Raw genomic sequence first — 25,750 nt, 5'->3', positions numbered from 1 at the left:
AGCGTGATCGAGAACCAGCATCTGTCACGGCGCCGTCTGCTCGGACTGGCCGCCCTCGGCGGCGCCGCCGTCGCCGGAATGACCACGATTTCCGCCGCCCCGCGCGCCGCGGCCGCCGATCGGACGAGCCCGCGGGCCGCTGACGGCTCATTCGTACCGGCGGTGGTGATCGGCACCGGTTACGGCGCCGCCGTTTCCGCGCTGCGGCTCGGCGAGGCGGGAATTCCCACGCTCATGCTCGAAATGGGCCAGCTGTGGAACAAGCCGGCCGACGACGGCAACATCTTCTGCGGAATGCTCAAGCCCGACCGCCGGTCCAGCTGGTTCAAGTCGCGCACCGAGGCACCGCTGGGCTCGTTCCTGTGGCTGGATGTCATCAACCGGAACATCGACCCGTACGCGGGCGTGCTCGACAAGGTGCACTTCGACGAGATGTCGGTGTACGTGGGCCGGGGCGTCGGCGGCGGCTCGCTGGTCAACGGCGGCATGGCCGTCGTACCGAAGCGCTCGTACTTCGAAGAGGTCCTGCCGCGGGTGGACGCCGCCCAGATGTACGACCGGTACTTCCCGCGCGCCAACTCCATGCTCAAGGTGAACCACATCGACAAGAAGTGGTTCGAGGACACGGAGTGGTACAAGTACGCGCGGGTCTCGCGCGACCAGGCGGGCAAGGCCGGGCTGAGCACCACCTTCGTCCCCAACGTCTACGACTTCGACCACATGCGGCGCGAGGCCGACGGCACGGCGCCCAAGTCGGCGCTGGCCGGCGAGGTGATCTACGGCAACAACCACGGCAAGCAGAGCCTGGACAAGACCTACCTGGCCGCCGCGCTGGGCACCGGCAAGGTCACCATCGAGACGCTGCACCAGGTCAAGGCGATCCGCCGGCAGCCGGACGGCAGCTATGTGCTGTCCGTGGCCCAGATCGACGCCGACGGCAAGACCGTCGCCCAGAAGGAGATCGGCTGCCGCCACCTGTTCCTCGGCGCGGGCAGTCTCGGCTCCACCGAACTGCTGGTGCGCGCCCGCGACACCGGCACCCTGCCCGACCTGAACGCCGAGGTCGGCGCGGGCTGGGGCCCCAACGGCAACATCATGACCGGCCGCGCCAACCACATCTGGAACCCCACCGGGGCCAACCAGTCCTCCATCCCCGCCCTGGGCATCGACGACTGGGACAACCCCGCCGCCCCGGTCTTCGCGGAGATCGCGCCGATGCCGGCCGGCCTGGAGACCTGGGTCAGCCTCTACCTGGCGATCACCAAGAACCCCGAACGCGGCACCTTCGTCTACGACAAGGCCACCGACCGCGCGAAACTGCGCTGGACCCGGGACCAGAACACACCCGCCGTCGAGGCCGCGAAGTCGCTCTTCGACCGCATCAACAAGGCCAACACCACGATGTACCGCTACGACCTGTTCGGGTCGCAGCTGAAGAACTTCTCCGACGACTTCAGCTACCACCCGCTCGGCGGCTGTGTCCTGGGCAAGGCCACCGACCTCTACGGCCGCGTCGCGGGCTATCCCAACCTCTACGTCATGGACGGCTCGCTGGTGCCGGGCTCCATCGGCGTCAACCCCTTCGTGACCATCACGGCGCTGGCCGAGCGCAACATCGAGCGGATCATCGCCGAGGACGTCAAGGCCGCGTAACCGTGCTCCGGTGACGGCCCGCCCCGGCGCGCACCCGCGATCCCGGCCCTCCACCCGTGCGGAGGGCCGGTTCGCGCTGCCCCGGAAACCACCGCGCAGGCTCTAAGGATTTTCCGGTGCACGGCGTGAGATCAATGGACGGTGCGGCCGGTCGATCCGCACGGGGTGTGCTCGCCGAACCCCGTTCATCATCGTGAAAGGGAATCCATGGAATCCGCCCGACGGCCGATCCTCTTCGTCAGTCTTCCGGAGGCCGGGCTGGCCAATCCGCTGCTCGTCCTGGCCGAGGAGCTCTCCCGCCGGGACGTGCCGGATCTCTGGTTCGCCACCGACGAGCCGCGGCGCGAGGACGTGAAGAAGATCTCGGTGGGATCCCCGGTGGAATTCGCCTCCCTGGGCGAGGTCGTCTCCGAACTGTCGGCCGTGACCTGGGAAGACAAGGTGTACCGGGAAGTCACCCAGTCGTCGCGGTTCAAGGCGCACCGCGCGGTGATCCGGCATTCGTTCGTGCCCGGCGCGCAGGAGGAGAAGTTCCAGAAGCTCGCGGCCATTGTCGACGAGGTCGAGCCCGCTTTGATCGTCGTCGACTGCATCAGCTCGTTCGGCGTCGAACTGGCCATGGCGCGGAAGATCCCGTACGTGCTCAGCGTGCCGTTCACCCCGAGCAACGTGCTGACGGCGTTCACCCCCTTCGCCAAGGGCTACACACCGCGGGACTTCCCCGTACCGCACACCGGGCTGCCGTATCCGATGAACCTTCCGCAGCGGGTGCGCAACATCCTCTTCAAGCTGCGGACTTTCGCGATGTTCTGCACGCCCACGATGAGCAGGGTGCTGGCCGAGGACAGCCGGCGGCGCAAGGCGCACGGCCTCGGGCAGCTCAGCCCGATGGCCCGGATCGACCACGCCGACCTGGTGCTGTGCAATTCGATCGCCGAGCTGGACTACCCCTTCGACATTCCGGAGAAGTTCCGGATGGTCGGCACGATGGTGCCGCCCCTCCCGGAGGTTTCCCAGGAGGACGAACTCTCGCGATGGCTGGACGCCCAGTCCTCCGTCGTCTACGTGGGATTCGGCACCATCACCCGGCTCACCCGCGAGCAGGTCCATTCCATGGTGGAAGTGACCCGCCGCCTCCAGGGACGGCACCAGGTGCTGTGGAAACTGCCCTCGGGACAGCAGCATCTGCTGCCGCCGAAGGAATCCCTGCCGGACAATCTCCGTATCGAGAACTGGGTACCGTCCCAGCTCGATGTCCTCGCGCACCCGAACGTGAAGCTGTTCTTCACCCACGCCGGCGGCAACGGCTACAACGAAGGCGTGTATTTCGGCAAGCCGCTCGTGGTACGGCCGCTGTGGGTGGACTGCTACGACCAGGCCGTGCGCGGCCGGGACTTCGGCATCAGCCTGACGCTCGACCGGCCGCGGGACCTCAATGTCGAGGATGTGGTCGACAAGCTCACGCGGGTGCTCGACACCCCCTCCTTCCGCGAGAACGCGGAGCGGCTCGGCGCCCTGCAGCGTGCGGCGGGCGGCCGTGAGACCGCTGCCGAGGTGATCCTCGGGCATCCGGCCCTGGCCCGCGCGTAACACCGCACGCATATCTGTCCGTGGACCATGAAAAGGCAAGGAAGAGACAGCGGATGTCGTTCAAGTATCCCGTGTCCAGGCCCGCTCTGGAGGGCAACGAGCTGGCGTATCTGACCGGCGCCGTCGAGGACGGATGGATTTCGTCCCAGGGCCCGATGGTCGGGCGGTTCGAGCGTGCCTTCGCCGACTACAACGGCATCGCGCACGGCGTTTCCTGTTCCTCGGGAACGGCGGCGCTCACCCTCGCGCTGCGGGCGCTGGGCATCGGCCCGGGCGACGAGGTGATCGTCCCGGAGTTCACGATGATCGCCTCGGCGTGGGCGGTCACGTACACCGGCGCCACGCCCGTGTTCGTGGACTGCGGTGACGACCTCAACATCGATGTCACCCGTATCGAGGAGAAGATCACGGCGCGCACGAAGGCCGTGATGCCGGTGCACATCTACGGCCGGCGGTGCGACATGGACGCGGTGATGGACATCGCGTACCAGTACAACCTGCGGGTCGTGGAGGACAGCGCCGAAGCGCACGGCATCCGCCCGGTCGGTGACATCGCCTGCTACTCGCTGTTCGCCAACAAAATCATCACGGCGGGGGAGGGCGGCATCTGCCTCACCGACGACCCGAAACTCGCCGGGCAGATGGCGCACCTGCGGGCCATGGCGTTCACCAAGGACCACAGCTTCCTGCACAAGAAGGTGGCGTACAACTACCGCATGACGGCCATGCAGGCCGCCGTCGCGCTCGCCCAGACCGAGCGCCTGGACGAGATCCTCGAAGTGCGCCGCGGAATCGAGAAGCGCTACGACGAGGGGCTGGCCGATGTCCCCGGTATCACGCTGATGCCGCCCCGGGACGTGCTGTGGATGTACGACCTGCGTGCCGAACGCCGCGAGGCGCTGCGGGAATTCCTGGCCGGGGAGTCCATCGAGACCCGGCTGTTCTTCAAGCCGATGAGCCGGCAGCCCATGTATTTCCACCCCGACTGGCCCTCGCTCAAGGCGAACACCTTCGCCGAGGACGGCCTGTACCTGCCCACCCACACCGGACTGACCGCCGCCGACCAGGACGTCATCATCGACCGGGTCCGCGCGTTCTACGGCGCCGGCTGACGGCCGGTCCGAAAGGGGATTCCCACCCATGACGCACACCGAACCGGCCACGCAGGCCACCTGCCCGGTCACGGGAGCGACGGCCGCGGCCACCGACACGGACCCGCTGGTCGTCGACTTCCCGCTGCGCGCTCCCGGCATACCGTTCCCGCCGCCCGAATACGCCGACTACCGCGACCGGAAAGGGCTGGTGCTCTCGCATCTGCCCGACGGCAAACGGGTATGGCTGGTCACCCGGCACGAGGACGTACGCGCCGTCCTGACCAACCCGGGTATCAGCTCCAACCCCGAGCACGCGGGCTTCCCCAATGTCGGGGAGACGATCGGCGTACCCAAGCAGAGCCAGGTTCCCGGCTGGTTCGTGGGCATGGACTCGCCCGAACACGACCGGTTCCGCAAGGCCCTCATCCCGGAGTTCACCGTCCGGCGCGTCCGCGCGATGAAGCCCGCGATCGAGCGCACGGTGGACGCGCAGCTGGACGCGATGCTGGCCGCCGGCAACACCGCCGATCTCGTCGCCGACTTCACCCTGCCCATTCCGTCCCTGGTGATTTCGGCACTGCTCGGCGTGCCGCCCGCCGACCGGGAATTCTTCGAGTCCCGCACCCGGGTCCTGGTCTCGTTCCGTGCCTTCTCCGACGAGGAACGTTCGGCCGCCGCCAAGGACCTCCTGCGGTACATCAACCGGCTGATCGACATCAAGCAGAAGTGGGGCGGCGACGACATCGTCACCCGGCTGCTGGCCACCGGCGCCATCGGTGCCCATGAAATGTCCGGCGTGCTGATGCTGCTGCTCATCGCCGGCCACGAGACCACGGCCAACAACATCGCGCTCGGCATCGTCACCCTGCTGAAGAACCCCCAGTGGATCGGTGACGAGCGGGCCGTGGAGGAGACCCTGCGTTTCCACTCGGTCGCCGACCTGGTGTCCCTGCGCGTGGCCGTCGAGGACGTGGAGATCGCCGGGCAGCGCATCAAGGCGGGCGAGGGCATCGTGCCGCTGGTCGCCGCGGCCAATTACGACGAGAACCTCTTCGCGTGCCCGCACGCCTTCGACCCTTCCCGCTCCGCCCGCGGCCATGTGGCCTTCGGCTACGGCGTCCACCAGTGCCTGGGGCAGAACCTGGTGCGGGTCGAGATGGAGGTCGCTTACCGCAAGCTCTTCGAGCGCATTCCGAATCTGCGGCTCGACCTTCCCGACGACGGGCTGAACATCAAGTACGACGGCGTGCTCTACGGCCTGCACGAGCTGCCCGTCCGCTGGTGAGCGGACCCGGCCCCACCCGCCCGGCGGCCCGGCACCACCGGCCGCCGGGCGTCCCCCATCCACCGCAGGAGAGAACCCGACATGCGTATCACCGTTGACTCCGACCGCTGCGTCGGGGCGGGCCAGTGCGTGCTGAACGCGCCCGCGATCTTCGACCAGGACGAGGACGGCATCGTCACCCTGCTCGCCGAGCCCGGCGCCGACCAGGAGGCCGCCGCCCGGCTGGCCGGCGGCCTGTGCCCGTCCCGGGCCATCACCGTGCACGAGGGCTGACCCCCGACCGGGCAGGAGCTCGCGTGTGAACCCCGGCCCGCCCCCACGACAGACGAAAGCGCTCAGAGCGATCCGGGAGTGATGGTGCCCGTCCACACAGCTGACTATGTGATCCAGCCGCCCACCGACGCGACGGAGGTACGGGGCGGCCACACGCTGCCCGAGGTGTTCGAGGCCGCCGCGGAGGCCGATCCCGGCGCGGTGGCCGTCGTCGACGGGGACCGTTCGTGGACGTGGGCGCAGTGGCGGGCGGATGTCGGCGCGCTGGCCCGCGGCCTCCAGGAATCGGGCGTCGGACCCGGTGACGTGGTGGCGGCGCGGCTGCCGAACAGCTGGGAGTTCCAGACCCTGCACCTGGCCGTCGCGGCCGTCGGCGCAGTACTGCTGCCCGTCCACCAGGGCACCCCGCCCGCGGAGGTCCAGGCGCTGCTGACCCGCGCGGAGCCCGTACTCCTCGTCCTGTCGGCCTCCGGCAGCGAGAGCACGGCAACGGCCCGCTCGCTGCTGGAGAGCGTGCCGACGCTGCGCGGCGTGCTGCTGGCCGGGGCGTCGGAGGACGAGGCCGAAGAGCCGGAGACCGGAACGCTGCACGGGCTGCTGACGGCCTGGACGGGCAGCGAGCCCCGGCAGGTACATCTCACCCCCGACATGCCACTCGCCCTGATCCCCTCCTCGGGCACCACCTCGGCGCGGCCCAAGCTGTGCGTGCACACCCACGACGGCCTGCTGGCGAACACCGCGGCCGTCGTGGCCGAGTCCGCCGACGCCTTCGACGGCACGGTCCTCACCACCTGCCCGATGACCCACCTGTTCGGGCTCCAGTCCCTGCACACGGCGCTGTTCGCCGCCCGGACGCAGGTACTGCTCACCGGCTGGGACGCGGACCGCTTCCTGGCACTGGCGCGGCAGCACAACCCCCGCGTCGTCTTCGCCGTACCCGCCCAACTGCGGGAAATCGTCGCGCGGCTCGCCCGGACGGACGAGCCGGCGGGCTTCGCGCCGCACCAGGTGCGCACGGCGGGCGCCGCCCTCGCGCCCGCGCTCGCCGCACAGGTACGCGCCGCCCTCGCCTGCGAACTCGTCGTGGTGTGGGGCATGTCCGAGATCGGCACCGGCACCCACACCCGGGCCCACCACCCCGACGGCAGCGTGGGAGAACCGGTCGGCGGCGTGCGCGTACGGGTGGTGGACGAGCACGGCGAGGAGCGTGTGGCGGGGGAGACGGGCGATCTCCAGTACCGGGGTCCTGCGATGTTCCGCGGCTATTTCCGCGAGCCGGAGCTGACCCGCTCGGCCCTCACCGGGGACGGCTGGCTGAAGACCGGCGACATCGCGGCCATCGGCGCGGACGGCGTGGTCGTCCTGCACGGCCGGGCGGCCGAGGTGATCGACACCGGGGGCCGGAAGTTCAGCGCCACCGAGGTCGAGAGCCTGCTCGCGGACCTCGCGGGCCTGGGCCCGCTGGCCGTGGCGGGCGCGCCGGACGACCGGCTCGGGGAGTACCCGTGCCTGGTCGTGACCGACCGCGCCGACCGCACGATCGGGCTGACCGAGGTCACCGCCTACCTGCGCCGGCTGGGCCTCGCCGACCACAAGATCCCCCTCGAACTGGTCACCGTGCGCGAGCTGCCCCACACCCCCGCCGGGAAGCTCGACCGCCGGGGGCTCAAGGAACGGCTGCTCACCGGCCTGGAGGCGGCGCCCGTCGCGGCCCGCCTCGGCGCGGTCCCGCCGGACACGGCGGAGGACGCGCTGGAACTCGTACGCGACTGCGTCGGCCAGGTCCTCGGCAGCAGCGGTGGCCCGACCGGCCCCGCCCTTCCCGACGCGCCTTTGCCCGACACCGAATTCCCCGACACCGAATTCCGCCGGCTCGGCCTCGACTCCGTCCTCGCGGTACGGCTGCGGAACCTGCTGCGGGAGGAGACCGGACTGTCCCTCCCGGTCACGCTGGCCTTCGACTTCCCGACCCCGCGGGCCGTCGCGCACGTACTGGCCGACCAGGACGAGCCGTCCTCGGCGCAGGCGTCGGGAAGGACGGAGGCGCCGGGGACGATGGAGGAGCCGCGGATGTCCCCGGCCGGCGAGGCCGACCCGGTGGCGATCGTCGGCATGGCCTGCCGGCTGCCGGGCGGTGCCGACTCTCCCGACGCCCTGTGGCAGCTGCTGGCCGACGGGACCGACGCGATGCGCGCCTTCCCGGACGACCGCGGCTGGGACCTGGACCGCCTCTTCGACGAGGACCCCGACCGCCCGGGCACCTGCTACGCACGCGAAGGCGGCTTCCTGCCCGACGCGGGCGACTTCGACGCGGGCTTCTTCGGCCTGTCCGACCACGAGGCGACGGCCACCGACCCGCAGCAGCGCCTGCTCCTGGAGGCGGCCTGGGAGACCTTCGAGCGCGCGGGCATCGACCCGGCGTCCCTGAAGGGCACCCGCACGGGCGTGTTCACCGGCGCGATGGAGCGCGGTTACGGCGCCACCGCGTCCGCCGTGCCCAGCGAGTGGGAGAGCATGCTCGGCACCGGGGCCGCCAACAGCGCGATCTCCGGGCGCATCGCCTACACCTACGGGCTCGAAGGCCCCGCCCTCACGGTCGACACCGCCTCCTCGTCCTCCCTCGTCGCCCTGCACCTGGCCTGCCGCTCCCTGCGGTCGGGCGAGACCGACCTGGCACTGGCCGGCGGCGTCACCGTCATGGCGACCCCGGCGCCCTTCACCCACTTCGCCCGGCTGCGCGCGCTCGCCCCCGACTCGCGCTCCAAGGCGTACGCGGACACCGCCAACGGCTCCGCGTGGGCGGAAGGAGCGGGACTGCTGCTGCTGGAGCGGCTGAGCGATGCCCGCCGCAACGGACACCGCGTGCTGGCGCTCGTCCGCGGCTCCGCCGTCAACCAGGACGGCGCCTCCAACGGGCTCACCGCTCCGAGCGGCCCCGCGCAGCAGCGCGTCATCCGCCAGGCCCTGGCCGACGCCCGGCTGACGCCGCGGGACGTGGACGCGGTGGAGGGCCACGGCACCGGCACTCCGCTCGGCGACCCGATCGAGGCCCAGGCCCTGATGGCCACCTACGGCCGGGAGCGGCCGGAGGGACGGCCGCTGTGGCTGGGGTCGGTGAAGTCGAACCTCGGGCACACGCAGGCCGCCGCCGGGGTCGTCGGGGTCATCAAGATGGTCCTCGCGCTGGGCCGCGGCGTCCTGCCCAGGACGCTGCACGTGGAGGCCCCCTCGACCAAGGTGGACTGGTCCGCCGGAACGGTACGGCTGCTGACCGAGGCGCGCTCCTGGCCACGGGAGAGCGGACGCACGCGCCGGGCGGGAGTGTCGTCCTTCGGGCTCACCGGCACCAACGCGCACGTGATCCTGGAGGAGGCCCCGGACGAGGCGCAGCTCCCGCCCGCAACGGCGGCTCCGGCCCCGGAAGCGGCCGACGACACGGCCGTACCGTGGGTGCTGTCCGCCCGGAGCCGGACGGCGCTGCGCGGACAGGCCCGCCGTCTGGCCGAGCACGTGACCGCCCACCCCGGCCTGCGTACGCAGGACATCGCCCACGCCCTGGCCACCACCCGTACCCGGCACCGGCACCGGGCCGTCGTCAGCGGCTCCGACCGGGCGCGGATGCTGGCCGCGTTCGGGCGCGGGGAGCGGACCGCGGAGGTCACCCCGTACGACTCCGCGCCGGGCGGGCTGGCCTTCGTCTTCTCCGGGCAGGGCGGCCAGCGCCCCGGCATGGGGCGCGCGGCGGCCGAGACGTTCCCGGTCTTCGGCAAGGCCCTGCGCGAGGTCTGCGCCGCACTGGACCCGCTGCTGGCCCGTCCGCTGACCTCGGTGATCTGGGCGGAACCCGATTCCGAGGACGCGGCGCTCCTGAACGACATCGTCTACTCGCAGCCCGCGCTGTTCGCCCTACAGGTCGCCCTGTACCGGCTGTTCGAGTCCTGGGGCATGGCCCCGGACTTCCTGGCCGGCCACTCGGCCGGCGAGATCGCCGCCGCGCATGTGACCGGCATCCTCTCTCTCCAGGACGCCTCCACCCTGGTGGCCGCCCGGGGCCGGCTGATGGGCACGCTGCCGCCCGGCGGCGCGACGGTGGCGGTGCGCATCTCGGAGGACGAGGTACGGGAGTGGCTCACGGAGGAGACGACGGGCTCCATGGCGGTCGCGGCCGTCAACGGGCCGCACTCCCTCGTACTGTCCGGCGTCGAGGCCCCGCTCATCGACCTCACGGACCGCCTCCGGGCCGCCGGTCACAAGACCCACCGGATCCCGGTGAGCGTCGCGGCCCACTCCCCGCTGATGGAGCCCATCCTGGAGGAGTTCCGCGCGGTCGTCCGTACGCTGTCCTACGGCACGCCCGCCATCCCCCTCGTCTCCACTGTCACCGGCCTCCCGCTGACCGACGAGGAGGCGCGCGACCCGGATTACTGGGTACGGCACGTGCGGCAGCCCGTACGGTTCAAGGACGCGATCGGCCGGCTCCGGGACGAGCGCGTCACCGGCTTCCTGGAGCTGGGCGCCGAGCCGACGCTCACCCCCATGATCGACGAGTGCCTGGAGGCGGCCGGCCCGCAGCCCGGGACCGCCGTGGTGCCGAGCCTGCGCACCGGGACGCCGGACCGGCAGGCCCTGCTCACCGCGGCCGCCCGGGTGCACGCCCACGGCGCCCCCGTCGACTGGGACGCGGTACTGCCCGGGGCCCGGCCCGCCGACCTGCCGACGTACGCGTTCCAGCGGCGGCGGTTCTGGCTTGCGGCGGGGCCGGTGGGCGCGGGAGCGGCGGCCGGGGGCGGTTTCGCGGGTGCGGCGATCGACGCGGGCGCGCCGGCGGCCGACGAGGAGCCGTCCGGGCTGGAGACCCGTCTGTCCGGCCTCGAAGACGCCGAACAGGACGCGTACGTACGGTCCCTGGTGCTCGCCGAGACCTCGGCCGTACTCGGCGGCCGGGAACCGCTCGACGGCGAGGGCGGCCACACGTTCAAGGAGATGGGCATCAACTCGGTGAACGCCGTCGAACTCCGCAACCGCCTCATCGCGGCCACGGACCTGCGGCTCCCCGCCACGCTCGTCTACGACCACCCCACGCCGAACGCGGTCGTCCGCCTCGTACGCGAACGCCTCGCGCGGCCCGCCACCGCCGCACGCGATGTGAACGCGGTCGTCGCCGAACTGGAGTCGCTGCTCACGGCGGGCGCGGAGGTCCCGGCGGAGGCGGTGGCACGGCTGAAGGCGATGACGGCGGGGCGGGACGGCGGTACGGACAGCGGTTCCGACGGCCCCCTGGACCTCACGTCGGCCAGCGACGAGGACCTGTTCCGGCTGATGGACGCGGAGCACTGACGGGCGGGTGCGGGTGCGTTCCGGAGCACCCGCACCCACCCGTTGTCCGGAGACACGACTGTGGGGCCGGTCCGCGGACCGGCCCCACAGTCGCGTCAGTCGTGGTGCGGATCAGTCCTCCTGCACCCCGCGGAAGCGGTTGAGGGCGTCGACGTGCCGCGCCCGGAACTCGGCGTCCCGTACACCGAGGCCCTCCTCGGGAGCGAGCGCCAGAATGCCGACCTTGCCCTGGTGGAGGTTGCGGTGCACGTCGTACGCCGCCTGCCCGGTCTCCGCCAGGGGGTAGGTCCGGGACAGCGTGGGGTGGATCTTGCCCTTGGCGATCAGGCGGTTGGCCTCCCAGGCCTCGCGGTAGTTGGCGAAGTGCGAGCCCACGATGCGCTTGAGGGACATCCACAGATAGCGGTTGTCGTACTGGTGCTGGTAACCCGAGGTGGAGGCGCAGGTGACGACGGTGCCGCCCTTGCGCGTGACGTACACGCTCGCGCCGAACGTCTCGCGGCCCGGGTGCTCGAAGACGATGTCCACGTCCTCGCCGCCGGTCAGCTCGCGAATGCGCTTGCCGAACCGCTTCCACTCCCGGGGGTCCTGCGTGTGCTCGTCCTTCCAGAACGTGTAACCCTCGGCGTTACGGTCGATGACCGCTTCCGCGCCCATGGAACGGCAGATCTCCGCCTTCTGCTCATTGGAAACCACGCAGACGGGAGTGCCGCCACCGGCCAGCACCAACTGCGTCGCGTACGAACCGAGTCCGCCGCTCGCGCCCCAGATCAGCACATTGTCACCGACCTTCATGCCCGCGCCGTTGCGGGACACGAGCTGACGGTACGCGGTGGAATTCACCAGACCGGAGGCCGCCGCCTCCTCCCAGGTGAGGTGACCGGGCTTGGGCATCAGCTGATTCGACTTCACCAGCGCGAGCTCGGCGAGACCGCCGAAATTGGTCTCGAAACCCCAGATGCGCTGCTCGGGGTCGAGCATCGTGTCGTCGTGGCCGTCCGCGCTCTCCAGCTCGACGGACAGGCAGTGCGCGACGACCTCGTCACCGGGCTTCCAGGCGTTGACGCCGGGACCGGTGCGCAGCACGACGCCCGACAGATCGGAGCCGATGACGTGATACGGCAGGTCGTGCCGCTTGGCGAGTTCGTTGCGCTTGCCGTACCGCTCCAGGAACGCGAACGTCGGCAGCGGCTCGAAGATCGAGGTCCAGACGCTGTTGTAGTTCACCGAGGAGGCCATGACGGCCACCAGGGCCTCGCCCGGACCGAGTTCGGGTACGGCCACCTCGTCGAGGTGCAGCGACTTGCGGGGGTCCTTGTCGCACCCCGCGAGCCCCTCGAACAGGTCGGTCTCGTCCTTGTGGACGGTGATCGCGCGGTACGACTCGGGCAGCGGCAGCGCGGCGAAGTCGGCGGCCGTGGCATCCGGCGCCTGAATCGCGGTCAGTATTTCCTTCACGGGGGCCTCCGGAAAAGGCGGGTCGGCACATGCAGCGGTATGGGCGAGGCGACTCCGGCCGCTGGATCACCATTTCCGTGCGTGAGGAGTCACTGCCTCCCCGTAATCCCTTTGAGCGCCCCTGGGGAGAACCCCGGAAAACCCGCCCCGCGGGAGCACGGAAAGACGGGCCAATCATGACCGGAAGGCTCTAGAAGAACGCCTAGTGTTCCCGCCGGTAAGCCCGCGGACGAAGCGGCACGCGCCGAATCCCGTCTTCCGGAAAACGCATTCCTCCGGGCGTCTTTCCGCCCGGCCGGGCGTTCTCAAAGCGCGATGAGACCCGCGGGCGTGGGCCGGAATCCACAGGCGTCGAAGTAGAACCCCCGCAGTTCGTCGTCGAAGTCGACGTGCAGCCATTCGCACCGCGCCGCCCGGGCACCCCGGACGGCCGCCGCGACGAGCCTGGCCCCGACACCGGAGCGGCGCGAATCCTCCGAGACCACGGTGTCCAGGACGAACGCGTGGACACCGCCGTCCCACGCGACGTTGACGAAGCCGACGAGTGCGCCGTCACGGTCACGCCGGGCGCACACCCAGCCGAGACTGTGCCGGTGGAGCTGCGCCGACCAGTCGATGTCCAGGACCCGGTGGCCGAACCCTTCCGCGTGCAGCCTGTTGACATCCGCGTTCTCGAAGCCGCCCCGCCACTCGTATGTGATCGCCATGCCGTCAGCGTAGGGTGCGCACGGGCCGTGCCGTAGCGCAGACTGGTACGCATGACCGAGCTTGTTGCGACGTCCGCCGACGGCATGCCGATCACAGCTCTCGACGACGGGGAAGGGCCGGCGCTGCTCCTCGTGCACGGGGGCGGTGGCGGCACCGCGTCCTGGGACGGCGTCACGCGGTCGCTGGCCGACGAATTCCGGGTGGTCAGGATCGCCCGCCGTATCTATGTCCCCGGGGCGACGGTCCCGCCGCACTACTCGATGGCCGTCGAAACGGCGGACATCCTGGCGATCGCCGGGCTCCTCGGCTCACCCCCGCTGCTGGTCGGGCACTCCTCGGGAGCGGTCGCCGCGCTCGAAGCCGCGGTCCGCGCCCCCGGGACACCGGCGGGCCTGTTCCTCTACGAACCGCCGGTGGCCACCAGGGCCTTGGCCGGAGGGGATGCGGCGCGGCGCGCTCGCGAGGCGTTCGCCGCGGGGGATTCCCGTGCGGCGATGCGGATCCATCTGCGGGACATCGTCCGCGAACCTCCGGACCTGGCCGAGACGATGACCGCGGACCCGAAGGCGCTGGCCGCGTTCACCGCGAAGGCGGCGGCGGGGTTCGCCGACATCGGCGCGCTCGACGCGCTGGGGGTCGGCGTCGAGCGCTTCCAGCGGCTCGACGTACCGGCCACCCTGGTACAGGGCGACAGAAGCCCGGCCCACCTGCGGGAGCGCCTGGCCGACCTGGCGGCCGCCCTGCCCGACGCGCGGACCGTCACGCTCGCCGGGCACGGGCACACGGCTCACCTCACCGCTCCCGAGGAAGTGGCCGCGGAGATCCGGGAGGCGGCCGGGCGCGTCTTCCGCTGACGGTGTATCGGCCGCGGCGGCCTGAAGCATCCGCTCCGGCAGCGCCACAGGGGCTACGCCAACGTGACCTCCACCCCCAACTCCTTGACCCCGTTGACGAAGTTGGAGCGGACATAGCGGGGCTCGGACGTGCGGCGGATGTCGGAGAGCCGGGGGAGGAGCTCTTCGAACAGCACGCGCAGTTCGAGGCGGGCCAGGGAGCTGCCCAGGCAGAAGTGGGGGCCGCCCTTGCCGAAGGTGAGGTGGTCGTTGGGGGTGCGGGTGACGTCGAAACGGTGGGGGGCGTCGAAGACCGTCTCGTCGCGGTTGCCCGAGGAGAACCAGAGGACGACCTTCTCGCCCCGGGATATGCGCCTGCCGCCCAGTTCGGTGTCGCGGGTGGCGGTGCGGCGGAAGTGGTGGACGGGGGAGGACCAGCGCAGGAACTCCTCGACGGCGCCCGGTATCAGGGACGGGTTCCGGCGCAGCCGCTCCCGCTGGTCCGGGTGGTCGATCAGGGCGAGCACGGTGTGGGTGATGGCGTGCCGGGTGGTCTCGTTGCCCGCGACGACCAGGAGCAGGAAGTAGTTGTCGAAGTCCCGGGAGGACAGGGGCACTCCGTCGGACGGCGGCTGGTTGACGAGCCGGCTGACGAGGTCGCCGCCGCCGGCGCCCTTGCGCCGCGCCGCCAGCTCCCGCCCGTACGCGAAGACCTCCAGCGCCGCGGGGCTGCGGAAGGGCAGGTCGCGGTAGCGTTCGCTGGCCTCGGTGCCGAGCAGGACGTCCGCGTAGTCGGGGTCGGTGTTGCCGATGAGGCGGCTGCCCCAGTCGATGAGCCGCCGGGTGTCGTGCTCGGGGACGCCGAGCATGCGGGCGAGGACGTTGATCGGGAAGTCGGCCGCGATCTCGCGTACGAAGTCGAAGCTGCCCTTGGCCAGCGCCGCGTCGAGGGTCCGCGCGGTCAGGCCGCGCAGGAACACCTCGTACGTGGCGACGGCGCGCGGGGTGAACCGCTGCTGGAGAAGCCGGCGCAGGGCCCGGTGGCGCGGGCCGTCGGTCTCCAGGAGGGAGCGGCGGATCTCGCGGTGCTCCGCGTCGACCTCTTCGAGGTTGGTGAACTCCGTGGAGGTGAACGTCTCGGGATCGCGGCCGGCGCGCACGATGTCGGCGTGCCGGGTGACGGCCCAGAAGCCGCTGCCGGGCGCGGGCTCCGGCTGCCAGTGGACGGGGTCCTCGCGGCGCAGCGTGTCGAACATCCGCCACGGCAGCTCGCCGTCGGTGAAGTTGTCGTGGTCGGTGAGGTCGACCGCGTCGAGGGGCAGCGGTTTGCGTGCGGGGCTGGTGAGGGTCATGGGGCTGTCCTCGGGAGGGGGCGGGTGGCGGGCGCGAAGAAAGAGCGCTGCTCTGGGCCGTCACAGGAGGAAGGCGTACTCCCTGAACTCCCAGTCGGTGACGTACTGCTGGAACCGCTCGATCTCGTTGCGCTTGTACGCGAGGAAGGAGCGGGTGAAGCCGGCTCCCAGCACGTCGGTCAGGTCCGTATCGGTCTCCAGCGCGTGCAGCGCCTCGCCGAGCGTGCCCGGCAGCCGCGCGGCGGCGCCCTCCCGGTAGCCGTAACCCTCCAGCGGCTCGGGCGGATCCCGCTTGTCCCGCAGGCCGAGCCCCACGGCGGCGACCGTGCCCGCGACGGCGAGATACGGATTGGCCGTGGCGTCGCCGAGGCGCAGTTCCAGGCGGGTGCCGTCGCCGCGCTCGGGCGGTATGCGCACCATCGCGCTGCGGTTGTCCAGCCCCCAGTCGATCAGCCACGGGGCGAGGCTGTCCGGGCCGAAGCGCTTGTAGGAGTTGACGGTCGGGTTCAGCAGCGCGGTGAGCGCGGGCGCGTGGCCGAGGACACCGGCGATCGCGTGCCGCGCGGCGGCGGACAGGCCGTACGGGTCGCCCCCGCCGCGGCCCGCGAAGACGTTGCGCCCGTCCGCGTCCAGCAGCGACAGGTGCAGATGGAAGCCGGAGCCGCCCTCCTCGTTGAAGGGCCTGGCCATGAAGGTCGCCAGCCGCCCTTCCGCGCGCGCGATCTCCTTGACGGCCGACTTGAAGCGGAACGCGCGGTCGGCGGCGTCGAGCGCCGGGGAGTGATCGAGGTTGATCTCGAACTGGCCGCTGCCGAACTCCCGGTTCCCGGCCGTCACCCCGATCTCCAGCTCCTTCAGGTGCCGCAGGGTGCGCAGCAGATGACCGTCGGGGTCGCCGCGCAGCCCCGCGCTGTAGACGTTGCCCGGCCCTTGCCCGTACGGCGACCAGCCGGTGACCGTGCCCTCGTCCCGTTCGCACAGGTAGTACTCCAGCTCCGGGCCGATCACCGGGTGCAGCTCTTCACCGGTCCGGCCGAGGACGCCACGCAGCAGGTCGCGCGGGGATTCGGGAGCCGGGTTCCCGGTCGCCGGGTCCAGGGCGTCGCCCAGGCACCAGGCGACACCAGGTTCCCACGGCAGCCGGTGCAGGGTGTCCAGGTCGGGACGGACGGAGATGTCCGGCATGCCCGCGGCCAGACCCCCGGGCATGGGAATGGTGTCGCTCTGCGGGCTGGTGTGGTAGACGGCGCGGCAGAACGCGAGGCCGTGGCGCGCGGCGGCCGGCAGGTGGTCGACGAGGATGTCGCGGGCGCGGTCGGCACCCGTCAGATCGGGGTAGACGACGCGGACCACATCGATGTGCTGCGCCAGCAGCGCCGCGACGGCCTGCTGCACCTGGGCCTGGGCCTGTTGCTGGTCCTGGCCGGCGAGTGCCGGGCTCTCTTCGCTCACCCTGTCCAGCCTTCCTGCGGGGCCTGTTGGGGGCTCATTCGGGGTGGCGTTCCGGGGCCGCTCCGGCTGCCGCTCCGAATGTCGTTTGGGGTCGAACAATAGGAAGGGGGTACGGGCCGTGCAAGGGGTCGTGGCGGATCGGTGGCGGGTTGGCGGCGGATGGGGCGCGGTGCCGGTGGCGTGGCGGCGGGTCGGCGGCGGGCTCGGCTCGCCCGTGACAACGCGGCAGTGAGGGCATAACGTACGGGCCCAAACGAACTGTCGAGCGAGGCATCCGAGGAGTCCGCTGTGCCCACCGTGCCGACCGCGCCGACCGTGCCCACCGTCCGAGGTTTCTTTCCGCCCAGGACCGCCACGGGGCGGGCCGCCCTGATCCCGGCCCCGCCCTGGTACTACTCGGGCGACCTGCTCACCATCGAATACCGCACCGACCCCGCGCGGGTCCGCGCACTCCTGCCCGCGCCGCTCGTTCCGGCGGCCGAGGACCCGGGCGCCGTCGCGCTGATCTGGGCCGACTGGCAGTCCTGCGGCGCGGGGAAGGAGGAGCTGCTCGATCCGGTGCGCGGCCAGTACAAGGAGTGCTTCGCGGTCGTACGCTGCGGCTACCGCGGCCGTACGTACTCGCGGTGCGTCCACATCTGGGTCGACAAGGACTTCGCCCTCGCCCGCGGAATCCACCAGGGCTACCCGAAGAAGCTCGGCTCCATCCACTTGACCCGGCCTCATCCGTACGGCCCCGCGCCCCGCATCGAGCCCGGCGCCGTCTTCGGCGCGACGCTCGCGGCGGGGGACCGGCGGCTGGCGCAGGCGGTCGCCACGCTGCGCGAGCCGTCGGCGACGGGCGGCTTCGTCAACGGCCACCCGATGGCCCACCACCGCTGGATGCCCTCGATCGACGGAACCGGCCCCGCGCTGGACGAACTGGTCGAGAGCGGAGCCGCCTCCTTCGAGGCAGGCCAGGCGTGGGCGGCGGACGTGGAGCTGGAGCTCTTCGAGTCCCCCACGGAGGAGCTGGCGGCCCTCGCCGTCGAGGAGCCGATCGCGGCCTACTACCGGCAGGTGGGGGTGTGCTGGGACGGCGGTACGGTGCTGGAGCGGAGCGCGGGCGCTTAGCGGTACGTGCCGTACGCCCGCGGGGGCACCGCGCTGTCACCGCGGCGTCAGCGTGAAATCGAAGGGCACGCGCCCCGCGTCGACCGAGGTCAGGCCGCCGTCCACGGTCAGCGTCGCCCCGTTGACGTAGGACGACCGCGGCCCGAGGAGCCACAGCACGGCGTCCGCGACCTCCTCGGCCGTCGCCGCGCGCCGCTGCGGCACCAGCGCCGTGGCCCGCGCGTACGCCGCGTCCAGGTCCAGGGAGAGCTCGCCGCCGAACTCCCGCATCTCCTCGTCGGCCATCTCCGTGCGCGTCCAGCCCGGACACACCGTATTGGCGCGTACCCCGCGCGGGCCGAACTCCGCGGCGATGACGCTCGTCAGCATGGCGGCGCCCGCCTTGGACGCGGCGTACGCGCCCGCTCCCGCGGCCGCGCGCAGCCCGGCGACGGAACCCACCGTGACGAACGCGCCGCGCGTGGCGGCCAGATGGGGCAGAGCAGCGCGGGCGAGCAGGAAGACGGAGGTGAGGTTGGTGCGCAGGGTGGCGTCCCAGTCCTCGTCGCTGAGTTCGAGCAGGCCGCCGGGGCGAATGACTCCGGCGTTGGCGACCACGCCGTCCAGACGGCCGTGGTCGCTTACCACGGCCGCGATCAGGTCGTCGACCTCGCTCCGTACGGTCACGTCGGCGACGTAGGGCGTCGCGCCGCAGGCGTCCGCGACCTTGCGCAGCGCGTCGGCGCGCCGGGCGCACACGGCGACGCGGGCCCCTTCGTCCGCACCGCGCACGGCGATGGCCGCGCCGATGCCGCTGCTGGCCCCGGCTATGAGGACGACGGGGCGGTCGGGGGCGGAGGGGTGTCCGGGGGCGGCGGAGTGGTCGGGCCGGGTGGGCCGGTTCATGCGGAGGTTCCTTTCGCTGGGGAGATCGGGAGGAGCTGCGAGGGGCGGGTTATCGTTTGAGTCCGTAAGGTCGCGAACGGCAACGGCCGTACGGGAGCGGACGGAACCCGGCGGGGGATTGCGGGAAACGGCGAGAGACGCGGGAGAACACGACGTGACGGTGCACCGTTCCATCCGGGAGACCGAGAAGGCCGTACAGGCCAAACTGGGCGACACACCGATCCGGCACGCGCAGATGGTCGCGGTGGCGAACATCTACCGCGCCGCCGCCGCGGTGCGGCAGCACTTCGAGAACTCCGTGCTGCGGGGCGCCGAACTGACCTGGACCTCGTTCGTCGTGCTGTGGGTCGTATGGATCTGGGGCGAGATGGAGACCCGCCACGTGGCGGAGGAGGCGGGCATCTCCAAGGGCACCCTGACGGGGGTCTCCCGCACGCTCCAGAGCCGGGGCCTCCTCGAACGCAACAGCCACCCCTCCGACGGCCGCCTGGTGCTGCTGCGGCTGACGGACAAGGGCGAGCAGCTGATGGCCGAGGTCTTCCCCGCGTTCAACGCGGAGGAGGTGTTCGTCGCCGAGCGGCTGACCGACGAGGAGTGCGGGACGCTGGCCGATCTGCTGCGGAAGATCGTGATGCAGACGGAGGAGAACGGGGAGGAGCGGCGGGTCGCCCTCCTCGACGGCGCCGACCCCCGCCCGCGGCGCAGCGGTCGCCGCCCTTCGCGGAGCTGAGGGGGCGGACGCGGGCGCCGGGCCGGAGGCCGGGGCCACCGCCTCCTCTTCCGTCACCGTGTCCACGACCCGTTCCGCCACCGAGGAATGCATCAGTCGTGCAGCTTGTCCGCGAGCTGTCCGTACCAGCGGAACGCGGCTATCACGGCGCGCAGTTCGATGCCGTACGCCTCGCTGATCGGCTTGCCGTTCCCCAGGCTGACGGCCAGGGCGAGTTCCGCCCGGTGCTCCTCGATCAGCTCGGCGAGCCGGAGCAGGGCCCGTCCGCGACGGCCGCCGGCTCCCGGCCGTCGCGCGGTGGCACGACGCGGAAGGACGCGCCGGAGCCGTCCGCGCCCGCGATGCGGTGGCGGGCGGGCGGCACCCACCGGTCCGCCCGGCGCAGCCACGCGGCGTGGTCGCTGTCACTGTCGCTGTCCGGCATGGGCGTGTCTCCTGCGTCTGCACGGGCTGCTGCGTCCGGTGCGTTCCCGCGCGCGTCCGTCTCCGGGATTGCGTTTGGGGCCAAATGATAGCCGTGGGGCGTTGTGCGGGGAGGGGGTTGACCGCCTGGAGCGCGGCCGCCTACTTTGTTTGGCCTCAAACGAAATGGAGGCTGTGATGGCTCCCCCCGCGCCCGCACCAGGCCCTCCGGCGCATCCGGCAGCCCCGGCGCGCGAGCGCCGGGACCGTCCTGACACCGCCACGGTGGCCGGCGTCCCGGTCGACACCCGCCACTGGATCGGCGGCGAACGCATCGCCTCCGCCGTCACCTTCACCGACCGCTCGCCGATCGACGGGGCGCCGCTCGCCGAGATCGCCCGGGGCGGCGCCGAAGAGGCCCGGGCGGCCGTCGCCGCGGCCCGCGCCGCCTTCCCCGGCTGGGCCGCGACGCCGCACCGGGAGCGCGCCCGGCTGCTGCACGCCATCGCGGACGGCGTCGAGGCGCGCCTGGAAGACCTCGCCGCCGTCGAGACGGCGGACAACGGCGCGCTGCTGCGCTCCCACCGGCACGGCGTCATGCCCCGCGCGGCACACAACCTCCGCTTCTTCGCCGACCGCCTGCTCGCCCTCGGCCACGACGACTTCACGACCCGCGGCCACACCCACCACGTGACCTGGGACCCGGCAGGACCCGCCGCGCTCATCACACCGTGGAACGCGCCGCTGATGCTGGCCACCTGGAAGATCGGCCCCGCGCTGGCCGCCGGGGATCCGGTGATCCTCAAGCCCGCCGAGTGGTCCCCGCTCACCGCCTCGCTCTTCGCGGACATCGCCGCCGGGGCGGGGCTGCCTCCAGGGGTCCTCAACGTCCTCCAGGGGTACGGGGACGAGGCCGGCGCGCCCCTGGTGGCCGACGCGGACGTACGCCGCATCAGCTTCACGGGGTCCGTGCCCACGGCGCGGCGGATCGCCCGGGCGGCGGCCGCGCACCTGGTGCCCACCAGCTTCGAACTCGGCGGCAAGTCGCCGCTGCTCGTCTTCGCGGACGCCGACCTCGACCTGGCCGCCGACCTCGCCGTCGAGCAGTACGACAACGCGGGGCAGGTGTGTCTGGCCGCGACCCGGCTGCTCGTCGAGGACTCCGTACGGGATGCCTTCCTGGAGCGCTTTCTGGGCCGCGCCCGTGCTCTCGTCCAGGGCGACCCGCGCGAGGAGTCCACCGGCATCGGCCCCACCATCCACCCCCGGCACCTGGCGCGGGTCGACGGCTTCGTCCAGCGCGCGCTGGCGGACGGCGCCACCGCGCTCCTAGGAGGCGGTCCGAACACCGAGCTGAATGAACGGACCGGCGGCACCTACTACCGGCCGACGCTGCTGACCGACGTAGCACAGGACTCGGAAATCGTGCAGGAGGAGGTCTTCGGCCCCGTCCTCACCCTCCAGACCTTCACCACCGAGGACGAGGCCGTCGCCCTGGCCAACGACACCCGCTACGGACTGGCCGCCACCCTCGCCACCGGGGACCGCGAGCGCGCGGCCCGTGTCGGCGCGCGGCTCGTCGCCGGGACGGTCTGGATCAACTGCTTCTTCGTCCGCGACCTCGCCGCGCCCTTCGGCGGCTCGCGCGAGTCCGGCACGGGGCGCGAGGGCGGCGACTGGAGCTTCGATTTCTACTGCGATCTCAAGAACACGGTCACGGCCCCGAAGGGGTGGCAGCACCATGGGTGAGATCGTCGGAGCCGGCCTCCTCGCCCACGTCCCCACCATCGTCCTGCCCGAGGCGGACCGGCGGGCGCTGAACGGGGGACGGGAGGTGAGCCTCGTGCCGGGACTGCGCAGGCTGCGCCGGGACGTCTTCGAAACGCTCGACTACGACACGGTCGTCGTCCTGGACTCGCACTGGGCGACCACCGTCGAGTTCGTCGTCGCCGCGCAGTCCAGGCGGGCCGGGCTGTTCACCTCCGACGAACTGCCGCGCGGTATGTGCCGGATGCCGTACGACTTCCCCGGCGACCCCGAACTCGCCCGGTCCGTCGCCGCGTTCGCCGCGCAGCACGGCTCCTGGATCACACCGATCGACGACCCGTACCTGCCCATCCACTACGCCACCGTCAACCTCTGGACGTACCTGGGGCAAGGGCTGCCCGGCAAACGCTGGCTCTCGATCGGGGTGTGCCAGACCGGTGACGCCGAGGACCACCGACGGCTCGGCCGCGCGCTGGCCGACGGCATCGCCGCACTGCCGGACCGCAAGGTGCTGCTGATCGCCTCCGGCGCGCTCTCCCACACCTTCTGGCCCCTGCGCGAACTGCGCGACCACGAAGCGAGCGACCCCGTACACCTGCGCACCCCAGAGGCGCGCGCCGCCGACGAGGAGCGGATCGAGTGGTTCCTGCACGGCGACCACGCACGCGTGCTGCGCACCATGCCGGAGTTCGCCGCCCACCGCCCCGAAGCGGGCTTCGGCCACTACCTCATGATGGCGGGCGCCCTGGGCGAGGAGCGCCTGACCGCACCCGCACGCGCCTACAGCGCGTACGAGAACTCGGTCGGGACGGGGCAGATCCATCTGTGGTTCGACCGGCCGGCGGGGGGCTGGACCGAAACGGAGGCGCCATGAACACGACCGGTTCCACCGGCGCGGGCGGCACCCGTGAATACCGCCGCATCCTCCTCGACGGCACCGCCGTGCACGTCGTACGGGACGGCGACCACCTCGTGGCGGACGACGGCCGCCGCACCCGGGCGGCCACCGCACCGCACCTGCCGCCCGTACAGCCCTCCAAGGTGATCGCCGTACACCTCAACCACCGCAGCAGGGTCGAGGAGTTCCGCACCTCCCTGCCGTCCGCGCCCACCTACTTCCACAAACCCGTTTCCGCGCTCAACGCGCACGGGGGAGCGGTGGTGCGCCCCGAGGGCTGCCGGTACCTCAACTACGAGGGCGAGATCGCGCTCGTCATCGGCCGCGTGTGCCGCAACGTCGCGCCGCGCGACGCCGGGCACCACATCGCCGGATACACCGTCGCCAACGACTACGGCCTGCACGACTTCCGCGACACCGACGCCGGTTCGATGCTGCGCGTCAAGGGCTCCGACACGCTCTGCCCGCTGGGGCCCGGGCTGGTGACGGGCTGGGACTTCCGCGGCAAATACCTGCGTACGTACGTCAACGGCCGGCTCGTACAGGACGGTTCGACCGACGAGATGACCTGGGACATGCACTACCTCGTCGCCGACATCGCCCGCACCATCACCCTCGTCCCCGGCGACGTCCTCCTCACGGGCACGCCCGCGAACTCGCGCCCCGTCCAGCCGGGCGACGTCGTGGACGTCGAGGTGGAGGGCCTGGGACGGCTGACCAACCACATCGTGGCGGGCCCGACGCCCGTACGGGACGACTGCGGGGCCCAGCCGACGGCCTCGGAGGAGGTCCTGTCCACGGCCTTCGGAGGCGACTGGGAGTACCGCGGCGTCCGCCCGCCTCGCCGGTCCTAGCTCCTCCCGATGCTTCGCGGACGTCGGAGTGCTACCCGCGGATGATCGCGTGGCGCCCGGCGGGGGAGACGCGTGCGCGGTGGCCGCGACTCCAGGTGGATGGGGAGACGGCCGCCGACCAGCAACGATGATGCGGCGCAGTGGACTGCCTGGTCACGGGCCCGAACACCGCGACCCTGACCGCCGTCATCAAGAAGGTCGGCCCTGGCGGACCGCCCTGGGCGGGCAAGCGGCTGGGGTTCAGCGTCCACGACGGCGGCACGGACAAGGGCGGCTCCCGCGACCGGGTGGGATTCCCGTGGGAGATGGTGAACCTGCGGCCGGGCGGCGCCGGCGAGCCGCCGGAGGCCGAGGTGGGCACCTGCATGGCGCCTGCCCCGTACGTCTCTGTCACCAAGGGCGGGTACGCCGTCCGGCACGCTGATCTGCTGCCGCCTCCTCGGGGCTGAGGTCCGGTCAGGTCATGTCGATCTCGCCTGTGTCGATCACGTCTGCGTCGGTCACGCCTGCGTCGGCCCGGGTGGCGCCGCCGCGGTCCGCCCGGGCGCGGCCCGCGTGCCGGACACGGCCGTGGCGGCGAACAGCTCGGAGACCCGCCGCTTCTCCTCCGCGCCTTGCGGGAAGAGGTACGCGCAGGCGACGTACACCGCGAGGTTGAGGGCCATGCCCACGATGCCCGAGGTGAGCCCGGCCAGCCAGGGGATGGAGGTGGGGTAGGCCGCCGAGAGCCCGGCGGCGGTGCAGAAGCCCGCCACGGTCCCGGCGACCGTGCCGGTCCGGTTGCCGCGCTTCCAGAAGAGGCCGAGGAACTGGGGTACGGCGAGCTGTACCACTCCCTGGTACGCCATGATCGACAGCGTGATGAGGTTGCTCAGCCCGACGTTGGCGACCAGCGCGGACGCCACCGTGTAGACGCCGATGGAGACCTTCGCCGCCAGCAGCCGCCCCTTGTCGTCCAACGGCCGGTACACCGCCACCAGGTCGTTCGAGATGAGCGTGCCCACGGACTGGAGCACCCCGTCGGCCATGCCGATCTGCGCGGCCAGGACGCACAGGGCGATCGCGATGACGATCCACGGGCCGCCGATGTGCTGACCGAGGGTGAACAGGGCGCGGTCGGGATTGTCGGAGACGCCGGGCAGCGTCCCGGACAGCAGGGCCGCGGTCAGCAGCAGCCCCGAGAAGACGAGCGAGGCCGGCATGACGAACACGGCGGAGCGCTTGACGCTGCGTACCCCGTCCGCGGTGAAGAGCCGGACGAACATGCCCGACAGGCACCAGCCGCCCACCGAGCCGGTGAAGGTCAGCGCGAAGAGATAGAGCCCGCCGCTGCCGCCGCCGTCCACGGGCAGCGTCAGCCGCTCCAGGGGCAGCCGCGCGAACCCGTGGCCGTGCACGGCGAGGTGGACGATGAGCCCCACCAGCAGGATGGAACCGAAGACATACGCGATCATGCCCTGGTAGAAGTCCGTGACGACCACGCCGCGCATGCCCATGCGCACCGTCCAGAACTGGCGGGCCACCAGGACCAGCACGCCCGCGAGCACCGACTGCGAGTAGCTCAGGTGCCCGAAGGAGATGTAGTAGAAGATCAGGCCCATGGCCTGCATCCCGAGCACCGTCATCGGGAAGTTGACCAGGGCCTGGATCAGCGCGGGCACGGTGCGCGACGACGTGCCGCCGTACCGCAGCCCGAACAGGTCGGACTGGGTCCGCAGCCCGTACCGGTCCCCCCACATCCACACCCGCCGGGACATCAGGTACATCAGCACGTAGGCGAACAGGCCGTAGATCAGCAGATGGAAGCCGATCACCCCGCTGCCCGCCGCCAGGCCGGCGTCGGCGATGAAGACCGAGCCGGGGAACCAGGTGTTGAGGATCGACATGGTCTGGTAGCCGCTGCCGAAGCTGCGCCCGCCCACGGCGTAGTCGGTGAAGTCGGCGTCGCGCCGGCGGTGCACGTACAGCGTGAGGAGCACTCCGGCGAAGAAGAGCACCACCATGCCGTAGCCGAGGAACACATTCACTGGCGATTCACTGGGGCAAGCCCCTCTCCGTTGCGAGGA

Annotated in this window: 20 protein-coding genes; 13 read left to right on the top strand and 7 right to left on the bottom strand. The window is 71.7% G+C overall.

The genetic code is table 11. The features are described from left to right. The first annotated feature begins 3 nt into the window (after nucleotides 1–3). The 6 genes from IH45_RS0107585 (at nucleotide 4) to IH45_RS0107560 (ending at nucleotide 11,232) form a co-directional block, all read left to right on the top strand. Complete coding sequence (locus tag IH45_RS0107585; protein ID WP_030663369.1) at nucleotides 4–1,653, top strand: GMC oxidoreductase; 1,650 nt, start codon at nucleotides 4–6, stop codon at nucleotides 1,651–1,653. Between the two features lie 207 nt (nucleotides 1,654–1,860). Then, on the top strand, nucleotides 1,861–3,243 hold the full coding sequence (locus tag IH45_RS0107580) for a glycosyltransferase (RefSeq protein WP_030663366.1): 1,383 nt from the start codon (nucleotides 1,861–1,863) through the stop codon (nucleotides 3,241–3,243). A 53-nt stretch (nucleotides 3,244–3,296) separates the two neighbouring features. Beyond that, nucleotides 3,297–4,355 carry a DegT/DnrJ/EryC1/StrS family aminotransferase gene (locus tag IH45_RS0107575; protein WP_030663363.1) on the top strand — a complete coding sequence of 353 codons (1,059 nt, stop codon included), beginning with the start codon at nucleotides 3,297–3,299 and terminating at the stop codon, nucleotides 4,353–4,355. Between the two features lie 28 nt (nucleotides 4,356–4,383). Beyond that, the gene (locus tag IH45_RS0107570) at nucleotides 4,384–5,622 is read left to right on the top strand and encodes a cytochrome P450 (RefSeq protein WP_234440448.1); all 1,239 of its coding nucleotides are present in this window, start codon (nucleotides 4,384–4,386) and stop codon (nucleotides 5,620–5,622) included. 81 nt (nucleotides 5,623–5,703) lie between these two features. Continuing rightward, a complete protein-coding gene (locus tag IH45_RS0107565) occupies nucleotides 5,704–5,895 on the top strand; it encodes a ferredoxin (RefSeq protein WP_030663357.1) in 192 nt (63 codons plus the stop codon). Between the two features lie 81 nt (nucleotides 5,896–5,976). Then, on the top strand, nucleotides 5,977–11,232 hold the full coding sequence (locus IH45_RS0107560; RefSeq protein ID WP_030663354.1) for a type I polyketide synthase: 5,256 nt from the start codon (nucleotides 5,977–5,979) through the stop codon (nucleotides 11,230–11,232). A gap of 111 nt (nucleotides 11,233–11,343) precedes the next feature. Here the strand turns inward: IH45_RS0107560 and ccrA are convergent, their stop codons facing one another. Both ccrA and IH45_RS0107550 read right to left on the bottom strand, forming a co-directional pair. Next, entirely contained in the window at nucleotides 11,344–12,690 is a 1,347-nt protein-coding gene (gene ccrA, locus IH45_RS0107555; protein ID WP_030663351.1) for a crotonyl-CoA carboxylase/reductase, read from the bottom strand. A gap of 305 nt (nucleotides 12,691–12,995) precedes the next feature. Beyond that, a complete protein-coding gene (locus IH45_RS0107550; RefSeq protein ID WP_030663348.1) occupies nucleotides 12,996–13,397 on the bottom strand; it encodes a GNAT family N-acetyltransferase in 402 nt (133 codons plus the stop codon). 51 nt (nucleotides 13,398–13,448) lie between these two features. Here IH45_RS0107550 and IH45_RS0107545 point away from each other — a divergent pair, with 51 nt between their 5' ends. Then, nucleotides 13,449–14,252 (top strand): alpha/beta fold hydrolase, encoded by an 804-nt coding sequence (locus tag IH45_RS0107545; RefSeq protein ID WP_030663345.1) that lies wholly within the window; start codon nucleotides 13,449–13,451, stop codon nucleotides 14,250–14,252. A 53-nt stretch (nucleotides 14,253–14,305) separates the two neighbouring features. On the opposite strand, the gene IH45_RS0107540 is transcribed toward IH45_RS0107545, so the two are convergent. Then, entirely contained in the window at nucleotides 14,306–15,583 is a 1,278-nt protein-coding gene (locus IH45_RS0107540; protein WP_030663342.1) for a cytochrome P450, read from the bottom strand. Between the two features lie 60 nt (nucleotides 15,584–15,643). Beyond that, nucleotides 15,644–16,978 (bottom strand): glutamine synthetase family protein, encoded by a 1,335-nt coding sequence (locus IH45_RS0107535; protein WP_030663339.1) that lies wholly within the window; start codon nucleotides 16,976–16,978, stop codon nucleotides 15,644–15,646. A 372-nt stretch (nucleotides 16,979–17,350) separates the two neighbouring features. On the opposite strand from IH45_RS0107535, the gene IH45_RS0107530 reads away from it, so the two are divergent. Then, the gene (locus IH45_RS0107530; protein WP_030663335.1) at nucleotides 17,351–18,148 is read left to right on the top strand and encodes an acetoacetate decarboxylase family protein; all 798 of its coding nucleotides are present in this window, start codon (nucleotides 17,351–17,353) and stop codon (nucleotides 18,146–18,148) included. A gap of 36 nt (nucleotides 18,149–18,184) precedes the next feature. On the opposite strand, the gene IH45_RS0107525 is transcribed toward IH45_RS0107530, so the two are convergent. Beyond that, nucleotides 18,185–19,033: an SDR family NAD(P)-dependent oxidoreductase gene (locus tag IH45_RS0107525; RefSeq protein WP_050514619.1), complete on the bottom strand. Its 849-nt coding sequence runs from the start codon at nucleotides 19,031–19,033 to the stop codon at nucleotides 18,185–18,187. Nucleotides 19,034–19,187: 154 nt separating this feature from the next. On the opposite strand from IH45_RS0107525, the gene IH45_RS0107520 reads away from it, so the two are divergent. Next, nucleotides 19,188–19,763, top strand: a complete 576-nt coding sequence (locus IH45_RS0107520; protein ID WP_030663330.1) for a MarR family winged helix-turn-helix transcriptional regulator — start codon at nucleotides 19,188–19,190, stop codon at nucleotides 19,761–19,763. A gap of 92 nt (nucleotides 19,764–19,855) precedes the next feature. Here the strand turns inward: IH45_RS0107520 and IH45_RS0107515 are convergent, their stop codons facing one another. After that, nucleotides 19,856–20,131, bottom strand: coding sequence for an aldehyde dehydrogenase family protein (locus IH45_RS0107515; protein ID WP_030663326.1), 276 nt, complete (start codon nucleotides 20,129–20,131; stop codon nucleotides 19,856–19,858). 232 nt (nucleotides 20,132–20,363) lie between these two features. Here IH45_RS0107515 and IH45_RS0107510 point away from each other — a divergent pair, with 232 nt between their 5' ends. From IH45_RS0107510 to IH45_RS0107495, 4 genes are all read left to right on the top strand, one after another. Then, nucleotides 20,364–21,914 carry an aldehyde dehydrogenase gene (locus tag IH45_RS0107510; protein WP_078897328.1) on the top strand — a complete coding sequence of 517 codons (1,551 nt, stop codon included), beginning with the start codon at nucleotides 20,364–20,366 and terminating at the stop codon, nucleotides 21,912–21,914. Next, the gene (locus IH45_RS0107505; RefSeq protein ID WP_030663320.1) at nucleotides 21,907–22,806 is read left to right on the top strand and encodes a 3,4-dihydroxyphenylacetate 2,3-dioxygenase; all 900 of its coding nucleotides are present in this window, start codon (nucleotides 21,907–21,909) and stop codon (nucleotides 22,804–22,806) included. Before IH45_RS0107510 ends, IH45_RS0107505 begins: the two co-directional genes overlap by 8 nt. Beyond that, nucleotides 22,803–23,684, top strand: coding sequence for a fumarylacetoacetate hydrolase family protein (locus tag IH45_RS0107500; RefSeq protein ID WP_050514618.1), 882 nt, complete (start codon nucleotides 22,803–22,805; stop codon nucleotides 23,682–23,684). The genes IH45_RS0107505 and IH45_RS0107500 overlap by 4 nt, the downstream gene beginning before the upstream one ends. A 140-nt stretch (nucleotides 23,685–23,824) precedes the next feature. After that, the gene (locus IH45_RS0107495) at nucleotides 23,825–24,133 is read left to right on the top strand and encodes a hypothetical protein (protein ID WP_234440447.1); all 309 of its coding nucleotides are present in this window, start codon (nucleotides 23,825–23,827) and stop codon (nucleotides 24,131–24,133) included. Nucleotides 24,134–24,184: 51 nt separating this feature from the next. Here the strand turns inward: IH45_RS0107495 and IH45_RS0107490 are convergent, their stop codons facing one another. Then, the gene (locus IH45_RS0107490) at nucleotides 24,185–25,711 is read right to left on the bottom strand and encodes a sodium:solute symporter family protein (RefSeq protein WP_050514617.1); all 1,527 of its coding nucleotides are present in this window, start codon (nucleotides 25,709–25,711) and stop codon (nucleotides 24,185–24,187) included. Nucleotides 25,712–25,750 lie beyond the last annotated feature (39 nt).

The organism is Streptomyces rimosus subsp. rimosus, from assembly GCF_000720725.1.
GTDB classification, from domain to species: Bacteria; Actinomycetota; Actinomycetes; order Streptomycetales; family Streptomycetaceae; genus Streptomyces; species Streptomyces rimosus_A.
The sequence above is the reverse complement of the archived record's forward strand: the minus strand, read 5'-3'. Positions and strand labels throughout refer to the sequence as shown.